The organism is Rummeliibacillus pycnus (assembly GCF_002884495.1).
Classification (GTDB): Bacteria; Bacillota; Bacilli; order Bacillales_A; family Planococcaceae; genus Rummeliibacillus; species Rummeliibacillus pycnus.
In genome coordinates this window covers 1789134-1812347 of sequence record NZ_KZ614145.1, presented here as the reverse complement: position 1 = coordinate 1812347, position 23214 = coordinate 1789134, and the positions used below count along the sequence as shown (strand labels likewise).

Sequence of the window (23214 nt, the reverse complement as noted above, 5' to 3'; positions counted from 1 at the left end):
CAGAACATGAATCAAAATAGAAAGTAGAGTTTATTACAAAAAATTTAGGGGGATTCAGATGACATTAATGGAACAATTAAAAATGAAATTTCCAATTATACAGGCACCGATGGCTGGTGTTACAACACCTGAAATGGTTGTAGCAAGTGCCAATGCGGGCATTTTAGGTTCGATCGGTGCAGGTTATTTAAGCGCTGAAGTTACGAGAGCTTTTATTAAAGAAGTGAAAAAGGAAACAACTAAACCATTTGCTGTAAATTTATTTGTCCCAAATGATGTTGAAGCTACAAAAGAAGTACTAGAAGAAGCTTATAATGCATTGAAACCATATCGAAAGAAATTAATGATTGCAGATGAAGGGGCCATTTTGTCAACTTCTGAATTTGATGCACAAATAGATGTCATCATTGAAGAAGATGTAAAAGTATGTTCTTTCACTTTCGGGATACCTAGTCAAGAGATTATGAAAAAACTAAAAGAACATAGAATTTATACAATTGGAACAGCTACAACAGTTGAAGAAGCACTATTAGTACAAGATTGTGGTTTAGATGCAGTTGTAATACAAGGAGAAGAAGCAGGGGGGCATCGTGGTTCATTTACTGAGCCTGTGGAATTGGTAACTTTACACGAACTACTCGAAGGTGTTAATGGGAAAGTGAAAATTCCTGTTATTGCTGCAGGGGGGATTGCTACTAAGAAACAAGTTCAAGAAGCACTTGAATCAGGTGCAGAAGCAGTTCAGATTGGAACAGCTTTTATTGTTAGTGAAGAAAGTGGTGCTCCGGAAATTCATAAAAAACAAATTTTAAATGCAGAGGAAGATGTTACTGCTTTAACAAAAGTCTTTTCAGGAAAATTAGCAAGAGGTATAGAAAATGATTTTATGGTTTTTATGGAAGACAATACGATTGCACCTTATCCATATCAAAATGACTTAACAATGAGTATTCGTAAAAGAGCACAAGAATTCGGAATCTCTAGCTTAATGGCGATGTGGGCAGGGCGAAATTTACATTTAGTTGAAGCTGGGAATGTACAAGAAATTGTTACGCGCTTAACCAATTAAGCAAAATAAAAAGGAAAGACAAATTACGTATTTTGTCTTTCCTTTTTTATAGTAATTTTTATAGTATAAGCTTAAACGCCCATGATATTGTAACCGCCATCTACGTAAATTACTTCTCCAGTAACACCGCTTGATAATTGGCTTAGCATCACAACAGTCATATTAGCAACTTCTTCAGGTGTAACATTGCGTTTAAGTGGTGCTGTTTCTTCCATTTTGTTTAAAATTTGATTGAATGAAGGTACACCTTTTGCAGCAAGTGTTTTAATCGCACCTGCAGAAATAGCATTTACACGGATGCCATCAGCACCAACATCTGAGGCTAAGTATCGTACAGAAGCCTCTAAAGCGGCCTTTGCAACACCCATAACATTATAACCTTCTAGAACGCGTTCAGCACCTAAATAAGACATTGTAACGATTGAACCGCCTTCAGTCATATATGGTCTTGCTGCGTTCGCAACGGCAATTAATGAATAAGCACTAGTGTCTTGTGCAAATGCGTAACCTTCACGAGATGTTTCAATGAAACGATTTTTTAAATCTTCTGCATGTGCAAATGCAACTGAATGAACAATCCCGTGAACTGTCCCAACTTTTTCACCAATTTCTTGGAATGCATGCTGAATGCTTTCATCACTATTTACATCACATTGCACCACAAGTGGTTGCAAATCTTCATATTTAGCGAGTTGTTTTTCTAGTTTCATTAAAGAACGTTCTTTACGATATGTAAAAATAACGTTAGCGCCAACAGCTAATAATGCTTTTGCAATCCCCCAAGCAATGCTACGATCGTTTGCAACGCCCATTACCACGATATTTTTATCTTTTAATTGTAATAAATTATCCATAATAGCCTCCTGTAATAGTTACTATTAGTACCTGATACTAAAATAGTACCTTATACAGAAGGAGATTGCAATAAAGAAATTCCACTATCTTGTTTAACATAATAGTTGACCTTAAGATGACTCAATTGATAGTATATAAATAAGCTATTTTGTTTTGCAAGGTAGCTCAATTATTTATTTACTATCTTGTTTAACAAAGTAGCGAAGGAGTGAATTTGAATGTCTGTAAGATCACAGATATTAAAAGGAATTTTAGATGGATGTGTATTGGCTGTTATTGAACATGAGACAGTTTACGGCTATGAATTATCCAAAAAACTACAAGAAATTGGATTAGCAGATGTGAGCGAAGGTACTATTTATCCAGTACTATTACGTTTGCAAAAAAATGGTTGGATCCATGGAGAAATGCGTCCGTCAGAAGCTGGACCAAATAGGAAATATTATCAACTTACTAAAAACGGAGAAACTGCTTTGCTTGAAATTCGTAATGAGTGGCTAGGCATTTCTGAAGCTGTTGGAAAATTGATGAAGGGGGAGAAATAATGATTGCTGTACAAAAACTAATTCAAGATAACAATGAAAAGCGGAATCGATTAACGGAAGAAAATGAGAAGTATTATGATCAATTACTGGTATTTATTCGCTCACATTTACTTCTATCAGAAAGACAAAGTGAAGAAGTTTTAATGGAGATGTTGGATCATTTGTTGTTAGCTCAATGTGAAGGGAAAACTGCAAAAGAAGTATTTGGAACAAATCCAAAGGCTTATGCTCAAGAAATTGTAGATGCATTGCCAAAAGAAAAGAAGAATAGTATATGGAAATTTGGAATAGAGTTATTGGGGAACTTATTGGGGTTTTTTATCACTACTAGTGCTTTAGGTAAATTATTTATCAAACAAGATACTATGTATCTTTATTCTGTACTTATATTATTAGGAACAGTAATTATCGGTGGAATTGCAATGATTTTCTTAATACTATATGTGTTAAAAAAATCAGCATTTGAAGATAGTAATACAAAAGGTATCTGGAAAGTAACCTTTGGTTTTGTCATATTTATAGGAGTTATTATTGGCGTACTTTCTTTATCGAAAGAATTAGGCCCAACTTTTTCAATTACTTGGTATACCCAATTGGGCATAGGGTGTATGTTATTACTACTAAGCTATATGATGAAACGCCATCGTATAGTAACTACTTAAAAAGTTTATTTGTTTTTAAAATCTGTTTAGATTCTATATAAAAGTGGTAAAAAGATTGATTTTTAAAAAATATAAAGTGTACGGGAAAAGCAATCTTTCCCATACACTTTTGATGAATACTTTATCTAGTCTATTGAAGACTACTCGTATTTTAATGGATCACCATCAAAAGCTTCATCTGCAACTTTAATAGAGTCAGTTGGGCAACCTTCAAAAGCATCTTCCATGTCTTCCATTAAATCTTCTGGAACTTCAACAGTCCCCATGTTATCATCTAAAATAACGAAGGCAATACCTTCATCATCATAATCATAGATATCAGGTGCCGCAGCCCCACATGCCCCACATGCGATACAAGTATCTTTATCGACAATGGTAAATTTCGCCATTCTACTTCTCTCCTTTTACTATCAATCCCAATAGCTTCTTTTTCATTCTAAAACGCTTTTCCTCACATTTCAACCTAAATTACTTTTTATCGGAGGAATATAGATGTATTTACAACAGTTATTGTTACATATTTTTCAAAAGTTTAATGGTCAACGTTCTGAATCAGCAGCATATCATTTACTGCGGGGGAAGCGATCAGGTCAAACCATTCAAGACGTAGGAACATTTGGATTACATCCATACTTTTGTGTTATCCCAAAACTTTCGAAAAAAATTTTTGATGAAGCTTTTAATCAATTAGTTGAAAATGGCTGGGTTTTTTATGATGAAAAGCATATGTTACAACTAACAAATAGAGGAGAAGATATTTTAGAAAAAGCAACAACTTTTCATTTTAATGGTTGGTTTTATAGAGGGAATGAGCATATTTTCTTTAAACGTTTATCTTTAATCGTTCAAACATTATCTCATATTTATGTAGAAGATTGGCGTTTCATACCCATACAAAAAGAGGATGAAATCCAAATTTGGGTGAAACAGTTTTTAAAGCTTCATTCCTATAAAAATTCAGCATTAAGAATACAATTACGAGATGAGATCGAAATATCTTTGAAACAATTAGAAATAGCAGAGCAATCAAAACAAATAATGATGTTACGTCTGACAGGATATAAGCTTACAGGTTGGACTTGGCAACAGCTTGCAAGTGAATTCGATTGTTCAGAATTAGATGTACAATTGATGTTAGTTGAATTTTTACATTCTTGGCTTGACTTCATTTCAGCTGCTAGAGAACAATTTCCTTTACTAGACCAACTAACTGAGAATGTTCGAATAGAAATTTTACTAACAGATTCTACTAAGAAAACTGCAGAATTATATGAAAGAGGTTATTCATTGGAGCAAATTTCTTTTATGAGACATTTAAAAATCAGTACGATTGAAGATCATTTTGTTGAAATGGCTATGACGAATCCTCATTTCCCACTGTTACAATTTATACACGAAGAAGATATTCTAAGAGTCATACAAGTACTCAAAGAAAGCGGTAGTAAAAGACTTAAGATTATTAGAGAACAACTTCCACATTTGTCTTATTTTCAAATTCGTTTAGTGATAGCGGCAAAAGGAGGAATATAAAATGGTAGAGTTAGAGCAATTATTGCAACAACACTTTGGCTATACAACATTTCGACCAGGGCAGAAAGAAGTGATTGAGGCCATCATCGCAGGTAAAGATGTTGTCGCTCTACTTCCAACAGGAATGGGTAAATCGCTTTGTTATCAACTTCCGGGCTATATTTTAAATGGCCCTGTATTAATTATTTCACCATTACTTTCTCTCATGCAGGACCAAGTAGAACAGCTAAAAAGGTTTGGAGAAAAAAGAGTGATTGCTTTGAATTCTTTTTTGCATGGTACTGAGAAAAAAGTCGCTTTGCAAAACCTAAGTAATTATCGGTTTATCTTCACATCGCCTGAGATGATTGCGTCGAAGATGATTCAAACTGTTTTTCAAAATCTAAGATTTTCCCTAATTGTTGTAGATGAAGCACATTGCATCTCACAATGGGGATTTGATTTTCGACCAGACTATTTAAAAATTACGGAATGGATTCCAAGACAACAACGGCCACCTATATTAGCATTAAGTGCAACTGCAACCAAAACAGTAGTCAATGATATAAAAACATATCTAAATATGACTAATTCGTTTGAATATATTCATTCTGTGGAAAGAGAAAATCTTCATTATGATGTAGTAAAAACACAATCTGTCGAAGAAAAATTTGATTGGATTATTAATCATATTAAGCAAACAGAGGGACCTGGCATTATTTATTCGCAATCAAGGAAAAAAACAGAAGCCTTTGCAGAAGTTTTAAATAGCAATTGTATACGAGCTGCAGCATATCATGCAGGAATGGGGCCAGAAGATCGTCAATTTATACAGCAACAGTTTTTATCAGGTGAATTGGAATGGGTTTGTGCGACAACGGCTTTTGGTATGGGGGTACATAAAGAAAATATCCGTCAAGTACTTCACGATCATATACCCGCTACAATGGCTAACTATATGCAAGAAGTTGGAAGAGCTGGACGTGATGGTAAAGATGCATTAGCAATTTTAGTGTATACCCCAAGAGATGAGGATTATACCAAATATGTAGTAACAGAAGATTTGCCAGAGTTGTTTCATGTCGAACTCTTCAAAGAGTATGTTAGAAGTGGAGAGAACCCCAAAAAGATGCTTGATTTACAGCAGATAAACGAAACGGGATTCCGTGTACTTTCTTATTGGATGGAACAATTACCTGCAGAAGAAGTAGCACAAAAATTAGAAAGTTTAAAGCAACAAAAAATAGAACAAATTTTTCAAGTAGCAGCTTTTGTAAAAGGGGAACATTGTATGCGAGAAAAATTGGTTGCATATTTTGATCAAAAGCTGGAACAAAAGCCGATGAATTGCTGTCATTATTGTGGGATAAAATATGACGATATTATTGAAAAAAGATCTTTAGCGAGTGAGCGTAAGGAACTATACAGTTGGGAAGAAAGACTTTATTCAATACTTCCATAGTTGTAACTGAACGTGCATTTACATTTTACTAGTAATTCGTCATAATAATAGTGTAGATATCAAAATGGGGGGATCTTGATGCCTCAAGAAAATTATCGTGAGAAAATTGAGGAACATCGACAAGCTATTAATATTGAGCCTGAACATGAGAAAAACCCTTCGAGAATGACTAGAAGACAACTTCATGGCAATCAGAATAAGAAAAACAAGAAAAATAATCGCAATAATAAATTACTAACAGTTTTAGCTTTTATTTTTATCTTAATTCCAGTGTCAATGCTAGTATACTACAGTTATTTTGCTAATAAAAATAGTGAAAAAACGGAGATTGATCATGGTGGAGTTCAAATAGAAACAAACGAAGATAATCTTTCAAACAAAACATTAAAAACTTCAAGTAATGAAGAAAAGAAATTAACGGCTCAAGAAAAAGCAAAAAAAGAAAAGGCAGAGAAAATAGCTGCTGAGAAGAAAGCTGCGGAAGAAAAAGTAGCACAACAAAAGGCTGCAAAAGCTGCGAAAGAAGCAGCTAAAGCAAAGAAAAAGCAGCAACAAATCTATAACGAAGCGAAAGCGGCAGGACGTCTTTATAATGTGAAACCAGGCGAAACCATTGAAAGTATTGCAATTCAGTTCTATGGTAGTAATGCTGGTATTGCTATTATTAAGGAGGCAAATGGTATTGCTGGTGATAGTATTCCGCCGGGCACTACGATTGCTATTCCTGAACAATAAGTCTTTACAGGTATGTGAAATAGAACACATGCCTGTTTTTTTATTGTTCGTAAGCGTATAATATAAAATTATGATAATTCGACATCAATAATTTACAAATTGAGATGTTTATTTTATAAGGAGTGACAGTTTTATGCTTCAAGAAGATGCAATTATTGTCGGTGGTGGTCCTTGCGGCTTAGCAGCAGCCATCTCATTGCAAGAAATTGGCCTAAATCCAATTGTAATTGAAAAAGGAAACATCGTTAACGCAATTTATAACTATCCTACACATCAAACTTTTTTTAGTTCTAGTGAAAAATTAGCCATAGGTGATGTGCCATTTATTATTGAACAACAAAAACCAAAGCGAAACCAAGCACTTGTCTATTATCGTGAAGTAGTCAAGCGAAAAAATATTACTATTCATCGTTTTGAAAAAGTAGACACTGTAACCTCTCAAAATGGTAAATTTATTGTCAAAACAGATAAGGAAGATTATGAAACACCGTATGTAATTATCGCAACAGGTTATTATGATCATCCAAATTATATGAATATCCCGGGGGAAGAGTTACCGAAAGTGAACCATTACTTCAAAGAAGGTCATCCTTATTTTGATACAGATGTTCTGATAATTGGTGGTAAAAATTCTGCAATTGATGCCGGACTCGCTCTACATAAAGCTGGAGCTCGTGTGACGGTTGTTTATCGGGGAACAGAATATTCTGAAAGTATTAAACCATGGGTATTACCTGATTTTGCTGCACTTGCAAGAGATGGTAAAATAAATATGATGTTCAATACGAATGTTAAAGAAATTAAAGAAAATGAAGTGATTTTGATTCAAGAGGGACAAGAAATTACTGTGAAAAATGATTTTGTATTTGCTATGACAGGCTATCATCCAGATCATACATTTATCCAAAATATGGGTGTTGCAGAAGATCAAGAAACTGGACGTCCTACATTTAATCCTGAAACGATGGAAACAAATGTACCAGGTCTATTTATTGCAGGTGTCATTGCAGCAGGGAATAATGCCAATGAAATCTTTATAGAAAACGGGCGATTCCATGGTGATTTAATTGCTAAATGCATTCAATCAAAACAATAAAGTTCTGTCAGATTCTATTAATGTTATATACAGAAACCGAATATTAAGGATGGATAGCAATCTTAGAGTGAGCAAGGCTGTGCATTCAGTTTCATGAAACATTCATCTATAGAGGAATTAAAGGAATATCAAAAAAGCAAGGCGTTTCAAAATGAAATCGTCTTGCTTTTGTATTTTTCTTGGCTTTATGGTCGAAATATTGAAAAGTTTAGATAAAAAAATTCTTCATATCTATTGGATTATGAACTTGGTTAAGTCCGATTAATAACTTTAATCTAGCCTTTTGACCACTTAATCCAGTTGCAAAAATGACACCCATATCTTCTAACATCTTGCCACCACCTTCGTAACCATATACTCCTTGTGCAATTCCATTAAAACAACGGGATACAAGTACTACAGGAATTTGACGTTGTAGTAATTCTTCTATCGTTGGTATAACAGCTGGAGGAACATTCCCTTGTCCAAGGCCTTCTAAAACTACACCGTCATATTGATAATCAATTGCTGATCGTAATAAATCTGCATCCATACCAGCATATACTTTAAATAAAGCAACTTTTTTATCTAGATTTGAAACTTCTACATATTCCCTTTTCAATGGAGTTTGATGAAAATGAATCATCGTCTTTGTAACAAGTCCAAGTGGTCCATATTGAGGTGATTGAAATGTTGCAACAGAGCTTGTTGATGTTTTAGTGACATTCACTGCAGAATGAAGTTCATCATTCATTACAACAAGTACCCCTTTATTTTTTGCATCTTCAGAAGAAGCTACACGAACAGCTTCTACTAAATTGTATATACCATCAGCGCCTAATTCATTTGAAGAACGCATTGCACCTGTTAGTACAATGGGAATCTCTAAATTTGTTGTTAATTCAAGAAAATATGCAGTTTCCTCTAAAGTATCAGTACCGTGTGTAATAACAACACCATCGATTTTATTTGTAGTTAAAGTATTCAAAATCAAGTCTCGCAACTCTAGCATTTTATGAGGCGTCATATGAGGTGATGGTAAATTAAATGCTTCTAGCTCTATAATATGTGCAATTTTTTCTAATTTCTTGCTTTCTTTCATTAAAGGATTTGTTGAATCTGGTACAACAGCTCCTGATTCATGACTGACATGCATTGAAATAGTACCACCAGTATGCACAAGTAAAATCGTTTTTTTCATTACAAATCCTCCCTATTTATCTTTATCTATCATATAGAATGGTATAATAAAAGAAGATGGAATGAAAGGGGCTACTAAATGTTTGTACTCTTATCAGTATCCATTGCTCCCGCTCTAGCTCTCTTTAGCTTTTTCTATCTAAGAAATCAAATGGCAACGGAGCCTAGAAGAACATTGTTCCACACATTTTTATACGGTGCAATATTAACGTTTCCCATTTTATTCTTGCAGTATATTATTAATGAGGAACAAATTTTCCCAAATATAATTTTTCAAGATGTATTGTTTTCAGGAGTAGTGGAAGAATTTTTTAAATGGTTTATTTTAATGATCGCTATTTATCATCATATTGAGTTTGATGATCCATACGACGGTGTTTTATACGGAGTTAGTATTTCTTTAGGATTTGCAACCGTTGAAAATATCTTATATATGTTATCATTTGGTGTTAATACGGCATTTATGAGAGCTTTAATGCCCGTTTCGAGTCATGCTTTATTTGGCGTAGTAATGGGATATTATTTAGGAAAAGCAAAATTCTCCAAAAAGGACCTATCAATACAATGTTGTATGCTAGCTCTTTTTGCACCACTGATTTTGCATATAATTTATAATTTCATTTTTACAATTGAAGGAAAATGGACATATATAATGATTCCATTCATGCTTTTTTTATGGTGGTTTGCATTACGTAAAGTAAAAAGAGCACATCAACATTTAGTACAAATGCTATTTGCAGAAAAAAAGATATAAATAGTATGAACTGAGAGTGAAAAATTACTCTCAGTTTTTTTGTATAAAAAAAACGGATTAAACCATCCTAAGGAAAAAGGAGATATGAAATGAGACGCTATAAAATACCACTCGTATTAACTCTTAGCTTTTTCCTAATAAGTATAGTTCCTCAGAATAGTAATGCTTTTTCGGACCAAGTAATTTCAAGAGGTGCATTTGGCGATGATGTGATCGAATTGCAAGCGAGGTTACAATATATAGGTTATTACAACGGTACAATTGATGGGAAATTTGGTTACGGAACATATTGGGCGTTAAGAAATTTTCAGGAGCGATATGGAATACCTGTTGACGGTATGGCTGGTGCGACTACAAAAAATAAACTTGCTTCCGTTTCACAATACGATAAAACTTATGTAATGGATCAAATCAACAAAGGAAATAAATTTACTTATTATGGTGGAGAAGATTTAAACAAACAATCATCTAAAGGACCTGGAAAAGGTACAAACATGCAAATTCCTAGTCAATTTACTGACCAGGATTTACAATTAATGGCTAACGCTGTTTATGGAGAAGCACGGGGGGAACCCTATGAAGGTCAAGTAGCAGTTGCTGCAGTTATTTTAAATAGATTGGATAGTCCAGATTTTCCAAATACAATTTCAGGAATTATATTCCAGCCGAGAGCCTTTACAGCAGTTGCGGATGGACAAATTTGGTTGACTCCAAATAAACAAGCGATGGAGGCAGTTATTGATGCGATGAATGGTTGGGATCCATCACAACATGCATTATATTATTTCAATCCCAAAACAGCTACTAGTTCATGGATTTGGACAAGAAAACAAATTACACAAATAGGTGAGCATATTTTCTGTATATAAAGGAGGATAGAGATGAAAAAAACAATATTCTTATTAACTTACGCTTTCGTTGCTTGCCTAATATTTAGCATTGCATCTCATCGTGAAAACAATGAACTAAAGTATCTATTACATGGAGAATATACCGGTAAGATGGCTGATGCCTCTACACAACTAAACGAATTGCAACAAGCAGTACAACAGTCATTACTTTTTAAAGACCCAACTGCTTTTCAACATTCATTGCAGGATATTTGGAGATTATCTTCTGACATTCGATATTCTATTGCAGATTTACCTTTAGATCGTGAATTTACAACACAATGGATGAACTATTTGGGGAGATTGGGGAATAATGCCAAAATGACCATGACCTCTCAAGAAAGTGCTTCAAAATGGCATGATAACGCAAAGCAAGTAGCAAATAACTTGACGAATTTTTCATCTGATTGGCAAATTGCAACTGCACATATTTTACAAGCAGATAATAACTATAAGAATTGGTTAGAAGAACAAACTACTAAAGACGATACATCTGGATTTAAGAAATTATCTCAGTCGGTAAAAACTTATACCGAAAGTGATTTTCCCCTAACAGCAAGTGAAGCAGACTATGAAAAAAAGAGAGAATTAAAAGACCTTAAAGATACCCCAATTACTAAAGAGGGAGCAATTGATCGTTTTAATGTAATGTTCCCTGAACTTAAAGATGCAACTTTATCAGTAAACCAAAGTAAGAAGGGTGCACCTTATCCATTCTATCATATCGTTTTTCATAAAGGTGAAAGAACTGGATATGCGGATATTACTTTAAAAGGAGGACATCTACTTTCATATATTGTGGAAAGACCATTTGATACGAAGGCCTTGTCTTTAGATCAATTAAAACAATCATCGGATCGACGATTAAAAGAATTAGGTTATAAAGATGTTATAGAAACAGATGCAAGAGAAAACAGCGATGTTTGGCATATAACTTATGCAAGAGTAGACGAAAAGACAAAAGCAAAAGTATATGCAGATGGAGTCCAAGTGAAAATTGCAAAAGATAATGGTGAAGTAGTTGGTTTAAATGGAATTGAATATATACAAAAGGAACAACTCAAACCGCAATTAATGAAGAAAATAAATTGGGATAAATTCTTCAATAAGGAAGCAAAAGTCGTTAATGAAGAATTAGCTTACACAGAAGATAAAGATTATGTCGAAAGATTATGTTATGAATTAACGGTTCGAATGGATTCATCTCCAATTCCACATACTTATAAAGTTCTAGTAGATACAGAAACTGGGGAAGTTATTAAAAATGAAAAACTCACCTAAAGTCATTTACCTATATTTTGATTTTATATAGCTAAATTGGCTATTCCATGGCATAATAAAAATACAACCTAAGAAGCATAAAGGGAGATTACCATGGAATTGAAAATAGGCACAAATATTATTTTAGAATCAATTTCATCAGAAGCTTCAGACCGTTTTCGTTGCAAAATTGTTGAGCAAAAAAACCATATAATCTATATTGACTATCCAATCAGTGTAAAAACCAATAAAACATCATTTCTTCTTGAAGGAAGTCAATATAGAGCATCTTTTGTAGATGAGTCGAAAGTTGCTCATGCTTTTAAAACACAAGTATTAGGAAGAGTCAAAGCTAACATTCCTATGATTATGCTTTCTTTTCCATCTGATGATGAAATTATTAAAATTCAAAGACGTGAATTTGTAAGGGTTCTTACACCTGTTGATGTTGCAGTAGAATATAAACATCAATTTTATCAATTCGTAACAGAAGATATAAGTGCTGGTGGATTAGCAATTATTATTAATCAACCTGTACCATTTAAAGAGAATGATGAATTACAACTGACAATCGTTTTACCATTTACTAATTCAAATGATGGTATTAAGTATGTTCAAACTTCTGCACGAGTTGTTCGTTTTATTGAAAGGGACAATACAATAATTGCACCGTTGCAATTTACCAATACAGATGATATTGATCGTCAAAATATTACCCGCTTTTGCTTTGAAAGACAATTACAAATTCGAAAAAAAGAAATTGCTTTTTAGTCCTCATTAGAGGGCTTTTTTTCATAAGTGGGTTATGAGATAACATTCAGATTTGTGGTGTAAACACCGACAATATATAAAGAATAGTTGACCGAAAAAGCTAGACGGGCGTGTCCCACTTTTCTATTTGTCTAGTTCCACACGCCAGCTTTTCGGGTCAGATAACCCTCCTCGGGCGGGGCAAAAAGCGCCCCTTTGTCGGAGGAACATTTGACCTCAAAGCAAAACGGGCGTGTTCCACTTTTCTATGTTACAATATTACGGAAAGAAGGGGTTGAAACCGTGAAAAAGAATATTCAAATTGCTATTGATGGTCCTGCAGGGGCTGGAAAAAGTACTATAGCTAAAATTGTAGCAGAGAAACTTAGCTACACTTACATTGATACTGGTGCAATGTATCGTGCACTTACATTAAAAGCATTGAAAGAACATATAGATTTAGAGAATGCAGAAAGTGTAACAAAATTATTAAAAGAAACGTCTATTGAATTAAAACCATCTGAACAGGGACAACTTGTGTTCCTTGATGGACAAAATGTTTCAAAAGAAATCCGTTCCAATGAGGTTACAAGTAATGTTTCAAGGGTAGCATGTCATGCATCAATGCGTGAAATTATGGTAGAACGTCAACGTGAAATGGCTGAACTTGGTGGAGTTGTTATGGATGGAAGAGATATTGCAACAGCCGTTTTACCAAATGCTGAATTGAAAATTTATATGTCAGCAACAGTAGCAGAACGTGCACGACGTCGTTTTGAAGATAACAAGCAGCGTGGTATAGAATCTTCAATTGAAAAATTAAAAGAGGAAATCGCATTAAGAGACAAAATAGATAGCGAACGTGAAGCTTCACCACTTACTCAAGCACCAGATGCAATTTTCTTAGATACTACCAATTTAACAATTCAACAAGCAGCGGATGCAATTTTAAAATTAGTGAGTGAAAGGATGGCATAAATATGGACTTCTATCAATTTGCTAAGTCTGTTGTTTTTACTGTGCTGAAACCAATATATCGCTTGGATATTGTAGGTATTGAAAATTTCCCTAAAGAGGGTGGCATTCTATTATGCTCGAATCATATAGATAATTTAGATCCACCGATTGTAGGTATCTGTTCTCCAAGACCTGTAAACTTTATGGCTAAAGAAGAACTTTTTGAAGTACCTATTTTAAAAAATATTTTACCAAAGGTTCATGCATTTCCTGTGAAAAGGGGATTAAGTGACCGTCAAGCGCTAAGAGTCGCAATAAAAACATTAAAAGAAGGTCAAGTTGTTGGTCTTTTTCCAGAGGGAACGCGAAATAAAACTGGCAAACTTGGTAAAGGTTTTTCAGGTGCAGGCTTTTTTGCATTACGTGGGAATGCCAATGTTGTACCATGTGCTATCATTGGTCCATATAAACCATTTAGAAAACTAAAAGTTGTATTTGGAGAGCCAATAGATATTGAACCATACCGCGAAAGTGGAGCCAAGGCGGAAGAGGTAACAGAAGTTATCATGACACATATTCAAGCATTATTGAATCAACATCATCCGGAAAATAAAAAATAATCGCATTTAAAGGGTTAATTTTTGTTTTTACTAGCAAATTCTAATAAAATAGAGAGTGAACATTGTGAAGGAGGATTACATATGTCTGAAGAAATGAACTTAAATGAAGTAAAAGAAATCCGAGAAGGCGATATTGTTACAGGAAAAGTTGAAAAAGTGGAAGAAAAAGTTGCAATCGTAACAATCGCTGGTGCACCTTTTGATGGCGTAGTACCAATAAGTGAGCTTTCAAGCTTACACGTGGATAAAGCTTCTGACGCTGTCTCCGTAAATGATGAATTAGAATTATTAGTGACGAAAATTGAACAACCTGATGATAAAAAACCAGGACAATATGTACTTTCTAAACGTCAAGTGGACGCAAAACACGCTTGGAAAGTTTTGACTGAAAAATTCCAAAATGGAGAAGTCATTGAAGCAGAAGTAAAGGATGTAGTAAAAGGCGGCTTAGTAGTTGATTTAGGCGTTAGAGGTTTTGTACCAGCTTCATTAGTTGAAGATCATTTCGTTGAATCATTTGATGATTATAAAGGGAAAACTTTGACTTATAAAATTGTTGAAATGGATCAAGAAAAAAATCGCCTAATCCTCTCACATCGTGCTGTTCTTGAAGCGCAAAAAGCAGAGAAAAAAGGGGAAGTTATCAATAATATTCATGTAGGTGATATTATTGAAGGTACTGTTCAACGTCTAGCATCGTTTGGTGCATTTGTTGATTTAGGTGGTGTTGATGGCCTTGTGCATATTTCCCAAGTTTCACATGAACATATCGATGATGTTTCAAAAGTTCTTTCAGAAGGGCAAAAAGTAAAAGTAAAAGTAATCTCTGTTGATCCTGAACAAGAACGTATCTCTTTATCTATCAAAGAAACTTTAGAAGGCCCATGGTCTCATGTTGAGGAAAATGCTCCAGTAGGCGCAGTATTAACAGGTACAGTAAAAAGACTAGTTACATTCGGTGCATTTGTAGAAGTTTTCCCAGGTGTAGAAGGTCTTGTGCATATTTCTCAAATATCGCATAATCATATTTCAACGCCGCATGAGGTTCTTAAAGAAGGCCAAGAAGTTCAAGTCAAAGTACTGGCTGTCAACAAAGATGAAAAGCGTTTATCACTTAGCATCAAAGAATTATTGGAAAATAAGAACGAACCAGAAGTGGAAGAGTTCGAATTTCCTGAAGAAACTACAGGTTTCTCTTTAGGTGATGTAATAGGCGATAAGCTTAAAAACTTCAATAAATAACAATTAGATAGTAAAACTTTTGAATATGATATTTCCTTAAGTAAGGTTTTGCTGTACGCTAATATAGGAAATAATGATCATAGCAGGCGTTAGCAATATGCTTTCGTCTGTTTTTTCTTGCATTACAGTCAAATTTTGATAAAATAAGTATACAAAATGACTTTAATTGTAGGTGATGGTGAACATATCAGGTACCATCATCTTTTTTGTTGTATAATAAGACTTATTAGAAGTCGGAAGGATGTAGAAAGTAATGACGAAACCGATTATAGCAATTGTCGGCCGTCCAAATGTAGGGAAATCGACTATATTCAACAGAATTGTAGGAGAACGTGTTTCAATTGTCGAAGATATTCCAGGTGTAACACGTGATAGAATATACAGTTCAGCGGATTGGCTAACACATGAATTTAATATTATCGATACAGGTGGTATCGATATCGGAGATGAACCTTTCTTAGACCAAATTCGTCATCAAGCAGAAATAGCAATGGATGAAGCGGATGTTATTATTTTTATGGTAAATGGTCGTGAAGGTGTAACACTTGCAGACGAACATGTAGCAAAAATTTTATATAAAACAAATAAACCTGTCGTATTAGCCGTAAATAAGATTGACAATCCTGATATGCGCGATATGATTTATGATTTTTATTCACTAGGCTTTGGGGATCCATTCCCAATCTCAGGTTCTCACGGGTTAGGACTAGGAGATTTACTTGATGAAGTGGCAAAACATTTTCCAAAAGAAGATGATGTACAGGAAGATGAAAATGTTATCAAATTCTCTTTGATTGGTCGACCGAATGTAGGTAAGTCATCTCTTGTAAATGCATTTCTAGGTGATGACCGTGTGATTGTAAGTGATGTAGCAGGTACTACCCGTGATGCAATTGATACGAGCTATGAATATGAAGGACAAGAATATATCATTATTGATACAGCTGGTATGCGTAAAAAGGGGAAAGTATATGAATCTACAGAAAAATATAGTGTCCTACGTGCATTAAGAGCTATTGAACGCTCTGACGTTGTTTTAGTCGTTTTAAACGGGGAAGAAGGTATTCAAGAACAAGACAAAAAAATCGCTGGATATGCTCACCAAGCTGGTAAAGCAGTTATAATTGTCATGAATAAATGGGATGCCGTTGAAAAAGACGAAAAAACAATGAATGAAAAAACGAAAGAAATTAGAGAGCAATTTCAGTTTTTAGATTACGCACCAATTGTTTTTGTATCAGCGAAAACAAAAAAACGTGTGCATTCGATTTTACCGGTTATTAATCGTGTAAGTGAAAATCACTCAATGCGTATTCAATCAAGCATTTTAAATGAAGTCATTTCTGATGCAGTTGCAAGAAACCCTGCACCTACAGACAAAGGCCGCCGTTTACGTATTTACTATGTAACGCAAGTAGCCATTAAGCCACCAACATTTGTGGTATTTGTAAATGATCCAGAATTGATGCATTTCACGTATGAACGTTTCTTAGAAAACCGTATTCGTGAAACATTTGATTTTGAAGGTACACCAATTAAACTAATCACACGAGCTCGTGATTAATCCAAAAGAATATGTAGTTGAAGGGGGATTTCAACATGAATCGCGTAGCAGTACTAGGAGCGGGTTCTTGGGGAACATCTTTAGCCATTGTCTTAGCAGAAAATGGCCATGATACTTTACTATGGTCACATCGTAAAGAACAAGCAAATGAAATAAATATCCAACATACAAATGCAAAATATTTGCCAAGTACAATTTTACCTGAAAATTTAAAAGCAACATCAGATATTGCGGAAGCTGTAGAACATGCAGAAATTATCGTAATGGCAGTTCCAACAAAAGGAATTCGTGAAACATGCAAAAAAATGTTACAAACTTTAAATAAGAAAGTATTATTTGTTCATGTTTCAAAAGGAATCGAACCAGATACTTTAATGCGTATTTCTGAAATCATGCATGAAGAGATACCTGCAGAGTTTATTGAAGATATTGTCGTTCTATCAGGCCCAAGTCATGCAGAAGAAGTAGTTCAACATCATCCTACAACGGTTGCTTCAGCTTGCGAAAATATTGCTTCTGCAGAAAGAATTCAAGATTTATTCATGAATCAATATTTTCGTGTATATACAAATGAAGATGTGGTTGGAGTTGAAATAGGTGGTGCGTTGAAAAACGTTATTGCTTTAGCTGCAGGTGCAGTTGATGGTTTAGGCTTTGGCGACAATGCTAAAGCAGCATTGATAACACGGGGGTTAGCTGAGATTTCACGTTTGGGCGTAAAATTAGGTGCCAACCCATTAACTTTTGCTGGACTTGCTGGTATGGGAGATTTAATTGTAACATGTACAAGTGTCCATTCACGTAACTGGAGAGCAGGTAACATGTTAGGTAAAGGATTATCTCTAGATGAAATTCTTGACCAAATGGGGATGGTTGTTGAAGGAGTTCGAACAACACAAGCTGCTCATCAACTAGCCGAAAAATATGATGTCTCTATGCCAATTTCTGAAGCGCTGTATAGCGTATTATTTGAAGGAAAAGATCCACATCAAGTTGTAGAAGAACTAATGCTACGAGAAAAAACGCAAGAATTGGATGCTACTTACGAATAATGGCTTGCTTCCTGATAACTTGGAATAAAAAGTAGTTGTCACAAAATTGTGCGAATATAGGAAGGGCATACTAGTAATAGTCAAATATTCAACTAAAGCTCAATTATTAAGAAAAACAAGAGATGTGTAGCAGTCATCTCTTGTTTTTTTATGTTATACTTCATCTGTGAGAAATGTCCTCTTTTTACATATGAAAGGTGGTTGTACTGTTGAAAGATTTAGTGCTATTAGCAGGCACAAGTATTTCCCCAATGGATATGATGTGGATATCCTTTTATTCTATCGGTTTTTTGCTAGTTGCCTCAGCGTTAATCTATTTAAGTAGACAAAAAATTAAAAACAGATTAGTCAGTACAATTTTGGCTATAATAGCCTATATTTTCCTCATCATTGGATTCTTAACGATGGTGTTTGTTATTATGACTTTTTGATCATCAAATAAATGAGGTTAGTACATGAAAAAACTTAACTTATTATTATTCATATCTCTTATTGCACTATTACTATCAGGTTGTATGTATCCAGACAAAGAAAAAGTAGAAAATCAAGTGCCAGATGAGGCACAATTAACAACTGTTCAAAAGGCAGTAGATCAATTTAGAAAAGATACAAATGGTTTATTACCCATCCAAAATCGCGATCAAGATGTAGATCAATATATTAAATATCCAATCAATTTTGAAAAGTTAGAGAGAGGGTATATTGCAAAAGTGCCAGGAAACTCTTTTGAGAAAGGAGGAATTTATCAATACGTTATCTGGCGGGCTGAAAGTAAGAAACCAGAGGTTAAATTGGTCGATTTACGTGGTTCTGATACGATTAGGGAGTTAAATATAAAAAAAGGTGTAAATGGATTTGTACCTATTTCAAAACAGATTAAAGATGATGTCTATCAGTTGGATTTTAAAAAGATGGGCTATAAGCAAGCGCCAACAGTTCCAAGTCCATATTCCAATACACAACTTCCATTAGTTGTTAAAGGGACAGGGGAAATATGTATCGATTATTCGATCGAATTACAGAAAATTCTGAATGGAGGAAAAGTGAAAGTAAAACAAGGTGAGGATATCCGTTACCTACTCTCTGATCAATATCCTATATTACCAGCGTATTCACTTCCATATACTGTGAATGAAAAAAATGAAGTAGTATTTTTAACGAAATCAGATAAAAAATAATTTATTCTACCAGGTGAGTTAATGATCCGATTTCAAATAATGTATATAGATCATTCGAAGATTTCAACTAAGGATTGCTCCCTCTTCCTACAGAAATTGAGCAATCTTCAACTTCAATCCACAAAATGGAATAAAAAAACGAAGTTCCTTATGATTACACTTAATTTTTTTCTAATAAAGACACCTGTTATCTTATCATTTATAAACAAAAAAGGCTAAAAAGTTAAGAATTAAATAAAGTTTTCATTTATTCTTTAAAAGCGTTTCATGACTTGTGCATGAAACGTTTTTTATGTGCATAGGATATAGTGCTGAAGAAAAGGGGGAAGGATTATGTCACAAGAAGTGTACGAGCAAATGGCGACACGTACAAACGGTGATATCTATATCGGTGTTGTAGGACCGGTAAGAGTCGGAAAATCAACGTTTACAAAGCGTGTGATGGATATTATGGTATTACCAAATATGCAGGATGAAAAGGAACGCCTTCGCGCACAAGATGAATTACCACAAAGTTCTCCAGGACCTGTTATTATGACAACGGAACCGAAATTTGTACCAGCTAATGGTGCACAAATTACAATTGGAAATCAAGATATGCCATTTAAAATTCGATTTGCTGATTGTGTAGGGTATATTATTGATGGGGTAAAGGGGTATGAGGATGAAAATGGTCCGAAATTGGTACATACTCCTTGGCATAATGATCCGATACCATTCCAAGAAGCAGCTAAGATTGGAACAGATAAAATCATTCGAGAACATGCCAATATTGGTGTTGTAATGACAACAGATGGCACAGTAAATGGAATACCAAGAGAGGCTGTTCGTCCTGCCGAACAAGAAATCATCCAACAATTACAGGAAATTGGTAAGCCATTTGTCATTGTTGTAAATAGTAAAATGCCTGCTCATAGTAATGCAAAAGAATTATGTCAAGAATTACAAGAACAATATAATGCACCAGTAATTGCCACTTCTGTTGACCAAATGTCTATGAATGAGGTCAGACATATTTTAGAAGAAGCACTCTATGAATTTCCAATAGCAAAACTAGAAATGGATAAACCAGACTGGTTAGATGTTTTAGATGATAGTCACGAATTAAACAAATTAATCAATCAATCTATTGATAATTGGAAATCGTCTGTCAATAAAATTCGAGATATTGAGCGTTTAACAAAAGAACTTTTACAAGAGGATTTCATTGCTTCTGCACAAGTTAAAAGCGTTGATGCAGGCCTAGGTCACGCTGTTATTAGCTTACAACTTAAAAATGAAATCTTCAAATCAATTTGTGAAGAGTGGTTAGAAGAACCAATCCATAGTAAGAAAGATTGGTTATTATTTATAAAAGAATCGCAACAAGCGAGAAAATCTTATCAACGCTTCCATGAAGCAATTGAGCAAGCACATAAAGAAGGCTATGGAGTTACATTACCAACCCTACAAGAATTTGAGCCTACTAGACCTGAAATTATTAAACAAAATAATTTCTTCGGTGTTAAAATGGAAGTTAAGGCACCTTCCTACCATATTTTGAGAATTGATATGGAAGCAGAATTTTCTCCGCTAATTGGATCTGAATTTTATAGCCAGCAATTATTAAAAGATTTAACTTACGCATACTTGCATGATCGTGAAAAACTATGGGAAACACAAATATTTGGCACACCATTATACGAAGTGATGAAGGAAAGTATTGCTTATAAAACAGATGCAGTACCAAAACATGCAAAAGCAAGAATGCGACAAACTGTTGAAAAAATGGTCAATAAAGGAGACCACGGAATGGTGACCTTTATTTTATAATTCAAAGATTTGAGATAAAACACGAACATTAAACGAAAAAATCGTATGTTCTAAATCTACTAGAATATTGTTTAAGAAGCGGAAGATGGAGAGTCTCGAAAATGCATTTGCATTTTCTTCTTGTGGTGTGAACCTAATTCAATGTCCTGCGTGGTATGCTTGAGCTAAAAGCCACGCAGATTTCAACGAGGAGTAGAAGTCAAGCCCTCAGAAAACGCTGTCTAAAGCGTCATATTAAGTAAATAGAATGTATGAAATTAATACGAATTATTGGATTGTATATTTAGAAAACATTCGCGTTTTTCGGTTGAAAAAGAATTTATGAAATTGATTCAAATAGGATATTATTTTAAAGTCTTTTTACCATGGGTAAAGAGACTTTTTTTTTTGTAATAAAGATTTTATTTGCTTAAAGTTGGTAAAAGGAGTATAAATATTGTTGCACAGCTAAAAGGGTTGTGATAATCTTTTTACATGATTTAGTCCAGACCCTTTGAGAGGAGGTGAATGGTGTGAATAAAACAGAATTAGTTAACTCTGTTGCAGAAACTGCTGCTCTTTCTAAAAAAGATGCATCTAAAGCAGTTGAAGCAGTATTTGAAACTATCCAAGAAGCTCTTGCAAAGGGTGATAAAGTTCAATTAATCGGTTTTGGTAACTTCGAAGTACGTGAACGTGCGGCTCGTAAAGGTCGTAACCCACAAACAGGTAAAGAAATTGAAATCGCTGCAAGCAAAGTACCTGCTTTCAAACCGGGTAAAGCGCTTAAAGATGCTGTAAAATAATACAAGCATCTGTTTTACATAGAGTAGCCAATTAGGCTACTCTTTTTTTATGGTCCAATTTTAGAAAGATGATGTAAAATATTTGAAATAGAAGTTGCTTAAATATTATAGAAAAATATAGTGAAATGTGCTCTAATGAAAATTGGTTAGTAAACAAATTTTTAAAATACAAGTTACCAGATAACAAAATCATATGGAAAATATAAAAAATAGAACTTATCAGTAAAAAACAACAAATTTCGTTCTCATATTTTGCGAACATGCGGCTTGTATGGTACTCTCATTTTGAGACTCTTTATAGATATATTGGGGGATTTATGTTGATCGAAAAAAACTTAGAAAAAATTGATCATTCCACTTCGAATGTTGATTTAGAAAAAATAGAAAATGCAGTCACAATGATTTTAGAGGCAGTTGGAGAAAATCCACTTCGAGAAGGCCTTTTAGATACACCAAAACGAGTAGCTAAAATGTACGCAGAAATGTTCCAAGGATTACATGAGGATCCCAGACAATATTTTGAAACAGTATTCCATGAAGGCCATGATGAAGTAGTACTAGTTAAAGACATTCCATTCTTTTCAATGTGTGAGCACCATTTGGTGCCATTTTACGGCAAAGCACATATTGCATATATTCCACAAAACGGCGTTGTTGCAGGGCTTAGTAAATTAGCACGAACAGTTGAAACAATCTCACGTCGTCCTCAACTACAAGAACGCATTACAGGTGCAATTGCTGATACCTTAATGGAAATGCTGAATCCACAAGGTGTTTATGTGGTTGTTGAAGCAGAACATATGTGTATGACAATGCGTGGAATTAAAAAGCCAGGAGCTAAAACTGTTACATCAGTAGCGAAAGGTATCTTTGAAACGGACGAAGTAAAACGTTCAGAAATACTATCGTTCATTCAAATGTCTTAAATCTCACTCTTTTTTGTGATATGATGGATGGAGAAAAGTCGAAAAAAGGAGAAACTTCAAATGGCTCAAAATGATTATGTTGTAATTCGTGCAAAAGAAGATGGAGTTCATGTCATTGGTTTAACTCGTGGAAATGATACGAAATTTCACCATTCCGAAAAGTTAGATGATGGCGAAGTGATGATTGCACAATTTACTGAGCACACATCGGCCATGAAAATTCGTGGTAAAGCTGAGATTCAGACAGCTTTCGGAGTTGTTGAAAGCGATTCAAAAAAATAATGTAAAAGATAGATAGTTAAAGAAAATTAG

At 34.3% G+C, this 23214-nt stretch carries 25 protein-coding genes; 22 read left to right on the top strand and 3 right to left on the bottom strand.

What is annotated here, in order from left to right:
- The first annotated feature begins 58 nt into the window (after positions 1 to 58).
- Positions 59 to 1069 carry an NAD(P)H-dependent flavin oxidoreductase gene (locus CEF14_RS09030; protein WP_245890121.1) on the top strand — a complete coding sequence of 337 codons (1011 nt, stop codon included), beginning with the start codon at positions 59 to 61 and terminating at the stop codon, positions 1067 to 1069.
- 71 nt (positions 1070 to 1140) lie between these two features.
- On the opposite strand, the gene CEF14_RS09025 is transcribed toward CEF14_RS09030, so the two are convergent.
- Complete coding sequence (locus tag CEF14_RS09025; protein WP_102692541.1) at positions 1141 to 1923, bottom strand: enoyl-ACP reductase FabI; 783 nt, start codon at positions 1921 to 1923, stop codon at positions 1141 to 1143.
- A gap of 219 nt (positions 1924 to 2142) precedes the next feature.
- Between CEF14_RS09025 and CEF14_RS09020 the strand changes: the two genes are divergently transcribed.
- Both CEF14_RS09020 and CEF14_RS09015 read left to right on the top strand, forming a co-directional pair.
- Entirely contained in the window at positions 2143 to 2469 is a 327-nt protein-coding gene (locus CEF14_RS09020; protein ID WP_102692540.1) for a PadR family transcriptional regulator, read from the top strand.
- A complete protein-coding gene (locus CEF14_RS09015; protein ID WP_102692539.1) occupies positions 2469 to 3131 on the top strand; it encodes a DUF1129 family protein in 663 nt (220 codons plus the stop codon). The genes CEF14_RS09020 and CEF14_RS09015 overlap by 1 nt, the downstream gene beginning before the upstream one ends.
- Positions 3132 to 3271: 140 nt before the next feature.
- Here CEF14_RS09015 and CEF14_RS09010 read toward each other — a convergent pair whose 3' ends face one another.
- Positions 3272 to 3520 carry a ferredoxin gene (locus CEF14_RS09010; RefSeq protein ID WP_102692538.1) on the bottom strand — a complete coding sequence of 83 codons (249 nt, stop codon included), beginning with the start codon at positions 3518 to 3520 and terminating at the stop codon, positions 3272 to 3274.
- A gap of 103 nt (positions 3521 to 3623) precedes the next feature.
- Here CEF14_RS09010 and CEF14_RS09005 point away from each other — a divergent pair, with 103 nt between their 5' ends.
- The 4 genes from CEF14_RS09005 to CEF14_RS08990 all read left to right on the top strand — a co-directional run bounded on the left by CEF14_RS09005 (position 3624) and on the right by CEF14_RS08990 (position 7933).
- A complete protein-coding gene (locus CEF14_RS09005) occupies positions 3624 to 4661 on the top strand; it encodes a YpbB family protein (protein WP_102692537.1) in 1038 nt (345 codons plus the stop codon).
- 1 nt (position 4662) lies between these two features.
- The gene (locus CEF14_RS09000) at positions 4663 to 6102 is read left to right on the top strand and encodes a RecQ family ATP-dependent DNA helicase (protein WP_102692536.1); all 1440 of its coding nucleotides are present in this window, start codon (positions 4663 to 4665) and stop codon (positions 6100 to 6102) included.
- A 78-nt stretch (positions 6103 to 6180) separates the two neighbouring features.
- Positions 6181 to 6837 carry a LysM peptidoglycan-binding domain-containing protein gene (locus CEF14_RS08995; RefSeq protein WP_102692535.1) on the top strand — a complete coding sequence of 219 codons (657 nt, stop codon included), beginning with the start codon at positions 6181 to 6183 and terminating at the stop codon, positions 6835 to 6837.
- Positions 6838 to 6970: 133 nt separating this feature from the next.
- Complete coding sequence (locus CEF14_RS08990; protein ID WP_102692534.1) at positions 6971 to 7933, top strand: YpdA family putative bacillithiol disulfide reductase; 963 nt, start codon at positions 6971 to 6973, stop codon at positions 7931 to 7933.
- A 208-nt stretch (positions 7934 to 8141) separates the two neighbouring features.
- Here the strand turns inward: CEF14_RS08990 and CEF14_RS08985 are convergent, their stop codons facing one another.
- Positions 8142 to 9113, bottom strand: coding sequence for an asparaginase (locus CEF14_RS08985; RefSeq protein ID WP_102692533.1), 972 nt, complete (start codon positions 9111 to 9113; stop codon positions 8142 to 8144).
- Positions 9114 to 9191: 78 nt separating this feature from the next.
- On the opposite strand from CEF14_RS08985, the gene prsW reads away from it, so the two are divergent.
- From prsW to mtrB, 15 genes are all read left to right on the top strand, one after another.
- Complete coding sequence (prsW, locus tag CEF14_RS08980) at positions 9192 to 9866, top strand: glutamic-type intramembrane protease PrsW (RefSeq protein WP_102692532.1); 675 nt, start codon at positions 9192 to 9194, stop codon at positions 9864 to 9866.
- Between the two features lie 89 nt (positions 9867 to 9955).
- Positions 9956 to 10735, top strand: coding sequence for a spore cortex-lytic enzyme (sleB, locus tag CEF14_RS08975; protein WP_102692531.1), 780 nt, complete (start codon positions 9956 to 9958; stop codon positions 10733 to 10735).
- Positions 10736 to 10747: 12 nt separating this feature from the next.
- Positions 10748 to 12037 carry a PepSY1/2 domain-containing protein gene (locus CEF14_RS08970; RefSeq protein ID WP_102692530.1) on the top strand — a complete coding sequence of 430 codons (1290 nt, stop codon included), beginning with the start codon at positions 10748 to 10750 and terminating at the stop codon, positions 12035 to 12037.
- Between the two features lie 93 nt (positions 12038 to 12130).
- Positions 12131 to 12787, top strand: coding sequence for a flagellar brake protein (locus CEF14_RS08965; RefSeq protein WP_102692529.1), 657 nt, complete (start codon positions 12131 to 12133; stop codon positions 12785 to 12787).
- A 282-nt stretch (positions 12788 to 13069) separates the two neighbouring features.
- Positions 13070 to 13744 carry a (d)CMP kinase gene (gene cmk / locus CEF14_RS08960; protein ID WP_102694350.1) on the top strand — a complete coding sequence of 225 codons (675 nt, stop codon included), beginning with the start codon at positions 13070 to 13072 and terminating at the stop codon, positions 13742 to 13744.
- Positions 13745 to 13746: 2 nt separating this feature from the next.
- Positions 13747 to 14343, top strand: a complete 597-nt coding sequence (locus CEF14_RS08955; protein ID WP_102692528.1) for a lysophospholipid acyltransferase family protein — start codon at positions 13747 to 13749, stop codon at positions 14341 to 14343.
- Between the two features lie 81 nt (positions 14344 to 14424).
- On the top strand, positions 14425 to 15585 hold the full coding sequence (gene rpsA, locus CEF14_RS08950) for a 30S ribosomal protein S1 (RefSeq protein WP_102692527.1): 1161 nt from the start codon (positions 14425 to 14427) through the stop codon (positions 15583 to 15585).
- Positions 15586 to 15838: 253 nt separating this feature from the next.
- Positions 15839 to 17149, top strand: coding sequence for a ribosome biogenesis GTPase Der (gene der / locus CEF14_RS08945; protein WP_102692526.1), 1311 nt, complete (start codon positions 15839 to 15841; stop codon positions 17147 to 17149).
- Positions 17150 to 17184: 35 nt separating this feature from the next.
- Entirely contained in the window at positions 17185 to 18201 is a 1017-nt protein-coding gene (locus CEF14_RS08940; RefSeq protein WP_102692525.1) for an NAD(P)H-dependent glycerol-3-phosphate dehydrogenase, read from the top strand.
- 209 nt (positions 18202 to 18410) lie between these two features.
- Positions 18411 to 18632 (top strand): DUF2768 domain-containing protein, encoded by a 222-nt coding sequence (locus CEF14_RS08935; RefSeq protein WP_245890119.1) that lies wholly within the window; start codon positions 18411 to 18413, stop codon positions 18630 to 18632.
- Between the two features lie 24 nt (positions 18633 to 18656).
- Positions 18657 to 19379, top strand: a complete 723-nt coding sequence (locus tag CEF14_RS08930; protein ID WP_102692524.1) for a hypothetical protein — start codon at positions 18657 to 18659, stop codon at positions 19377 to 19379.
- A gap of 333 nt (positions 19380 to 19712) precedes the next feature.
- A complete protein-coding gene (gene spoIVA / locus CEF14_RS08925; protein ID WP_102692523.1) occupies positions 19713 to 21191 on the top strand; it encodes a stage IV sporulation protein A in 1479 nt (492 codons plus the stop codon).
- A gap of 512 nt (positions 21192 to 21703) precedes the next feature.
- Complete coding sequence (locus CEF14_RS08920) at positions 21704 to 21976, top strand: HU family DNA-binding protein (RefSeq protein ID WP_102692522.1); 273 nt, start codon at positions 21704 to 21706, stop codon at positions 21974 to 21976.
- Between the two features lie 323 nt (positions 21977 to 22299).
- Complete coding sequence (gene folE / locus CEF14_RS08915; protein ID WP_281256549.1) at positions 22300 to 22902, top strand: GTP cyclohydrolase I FolE; 603 nt, start codon at positions 22300 to 22302, stop codon at positions 22900 to 22902.
- Between the two features lie 60 nt (positions 22903 to 22962).
- Positions 22963 to 23184, top strand: a complete 222-nt coding sequence (gene mtrB, locus CEF14_RS08910; protein WP_102692520.1) for a trp RNA-binding attenuation protein MtrB — start codon at positions 22963 to 22965, stop codon at positions 23182 to 23184.
- Positions 23185 to 23214: the final 30 nt, after the last annotated feature.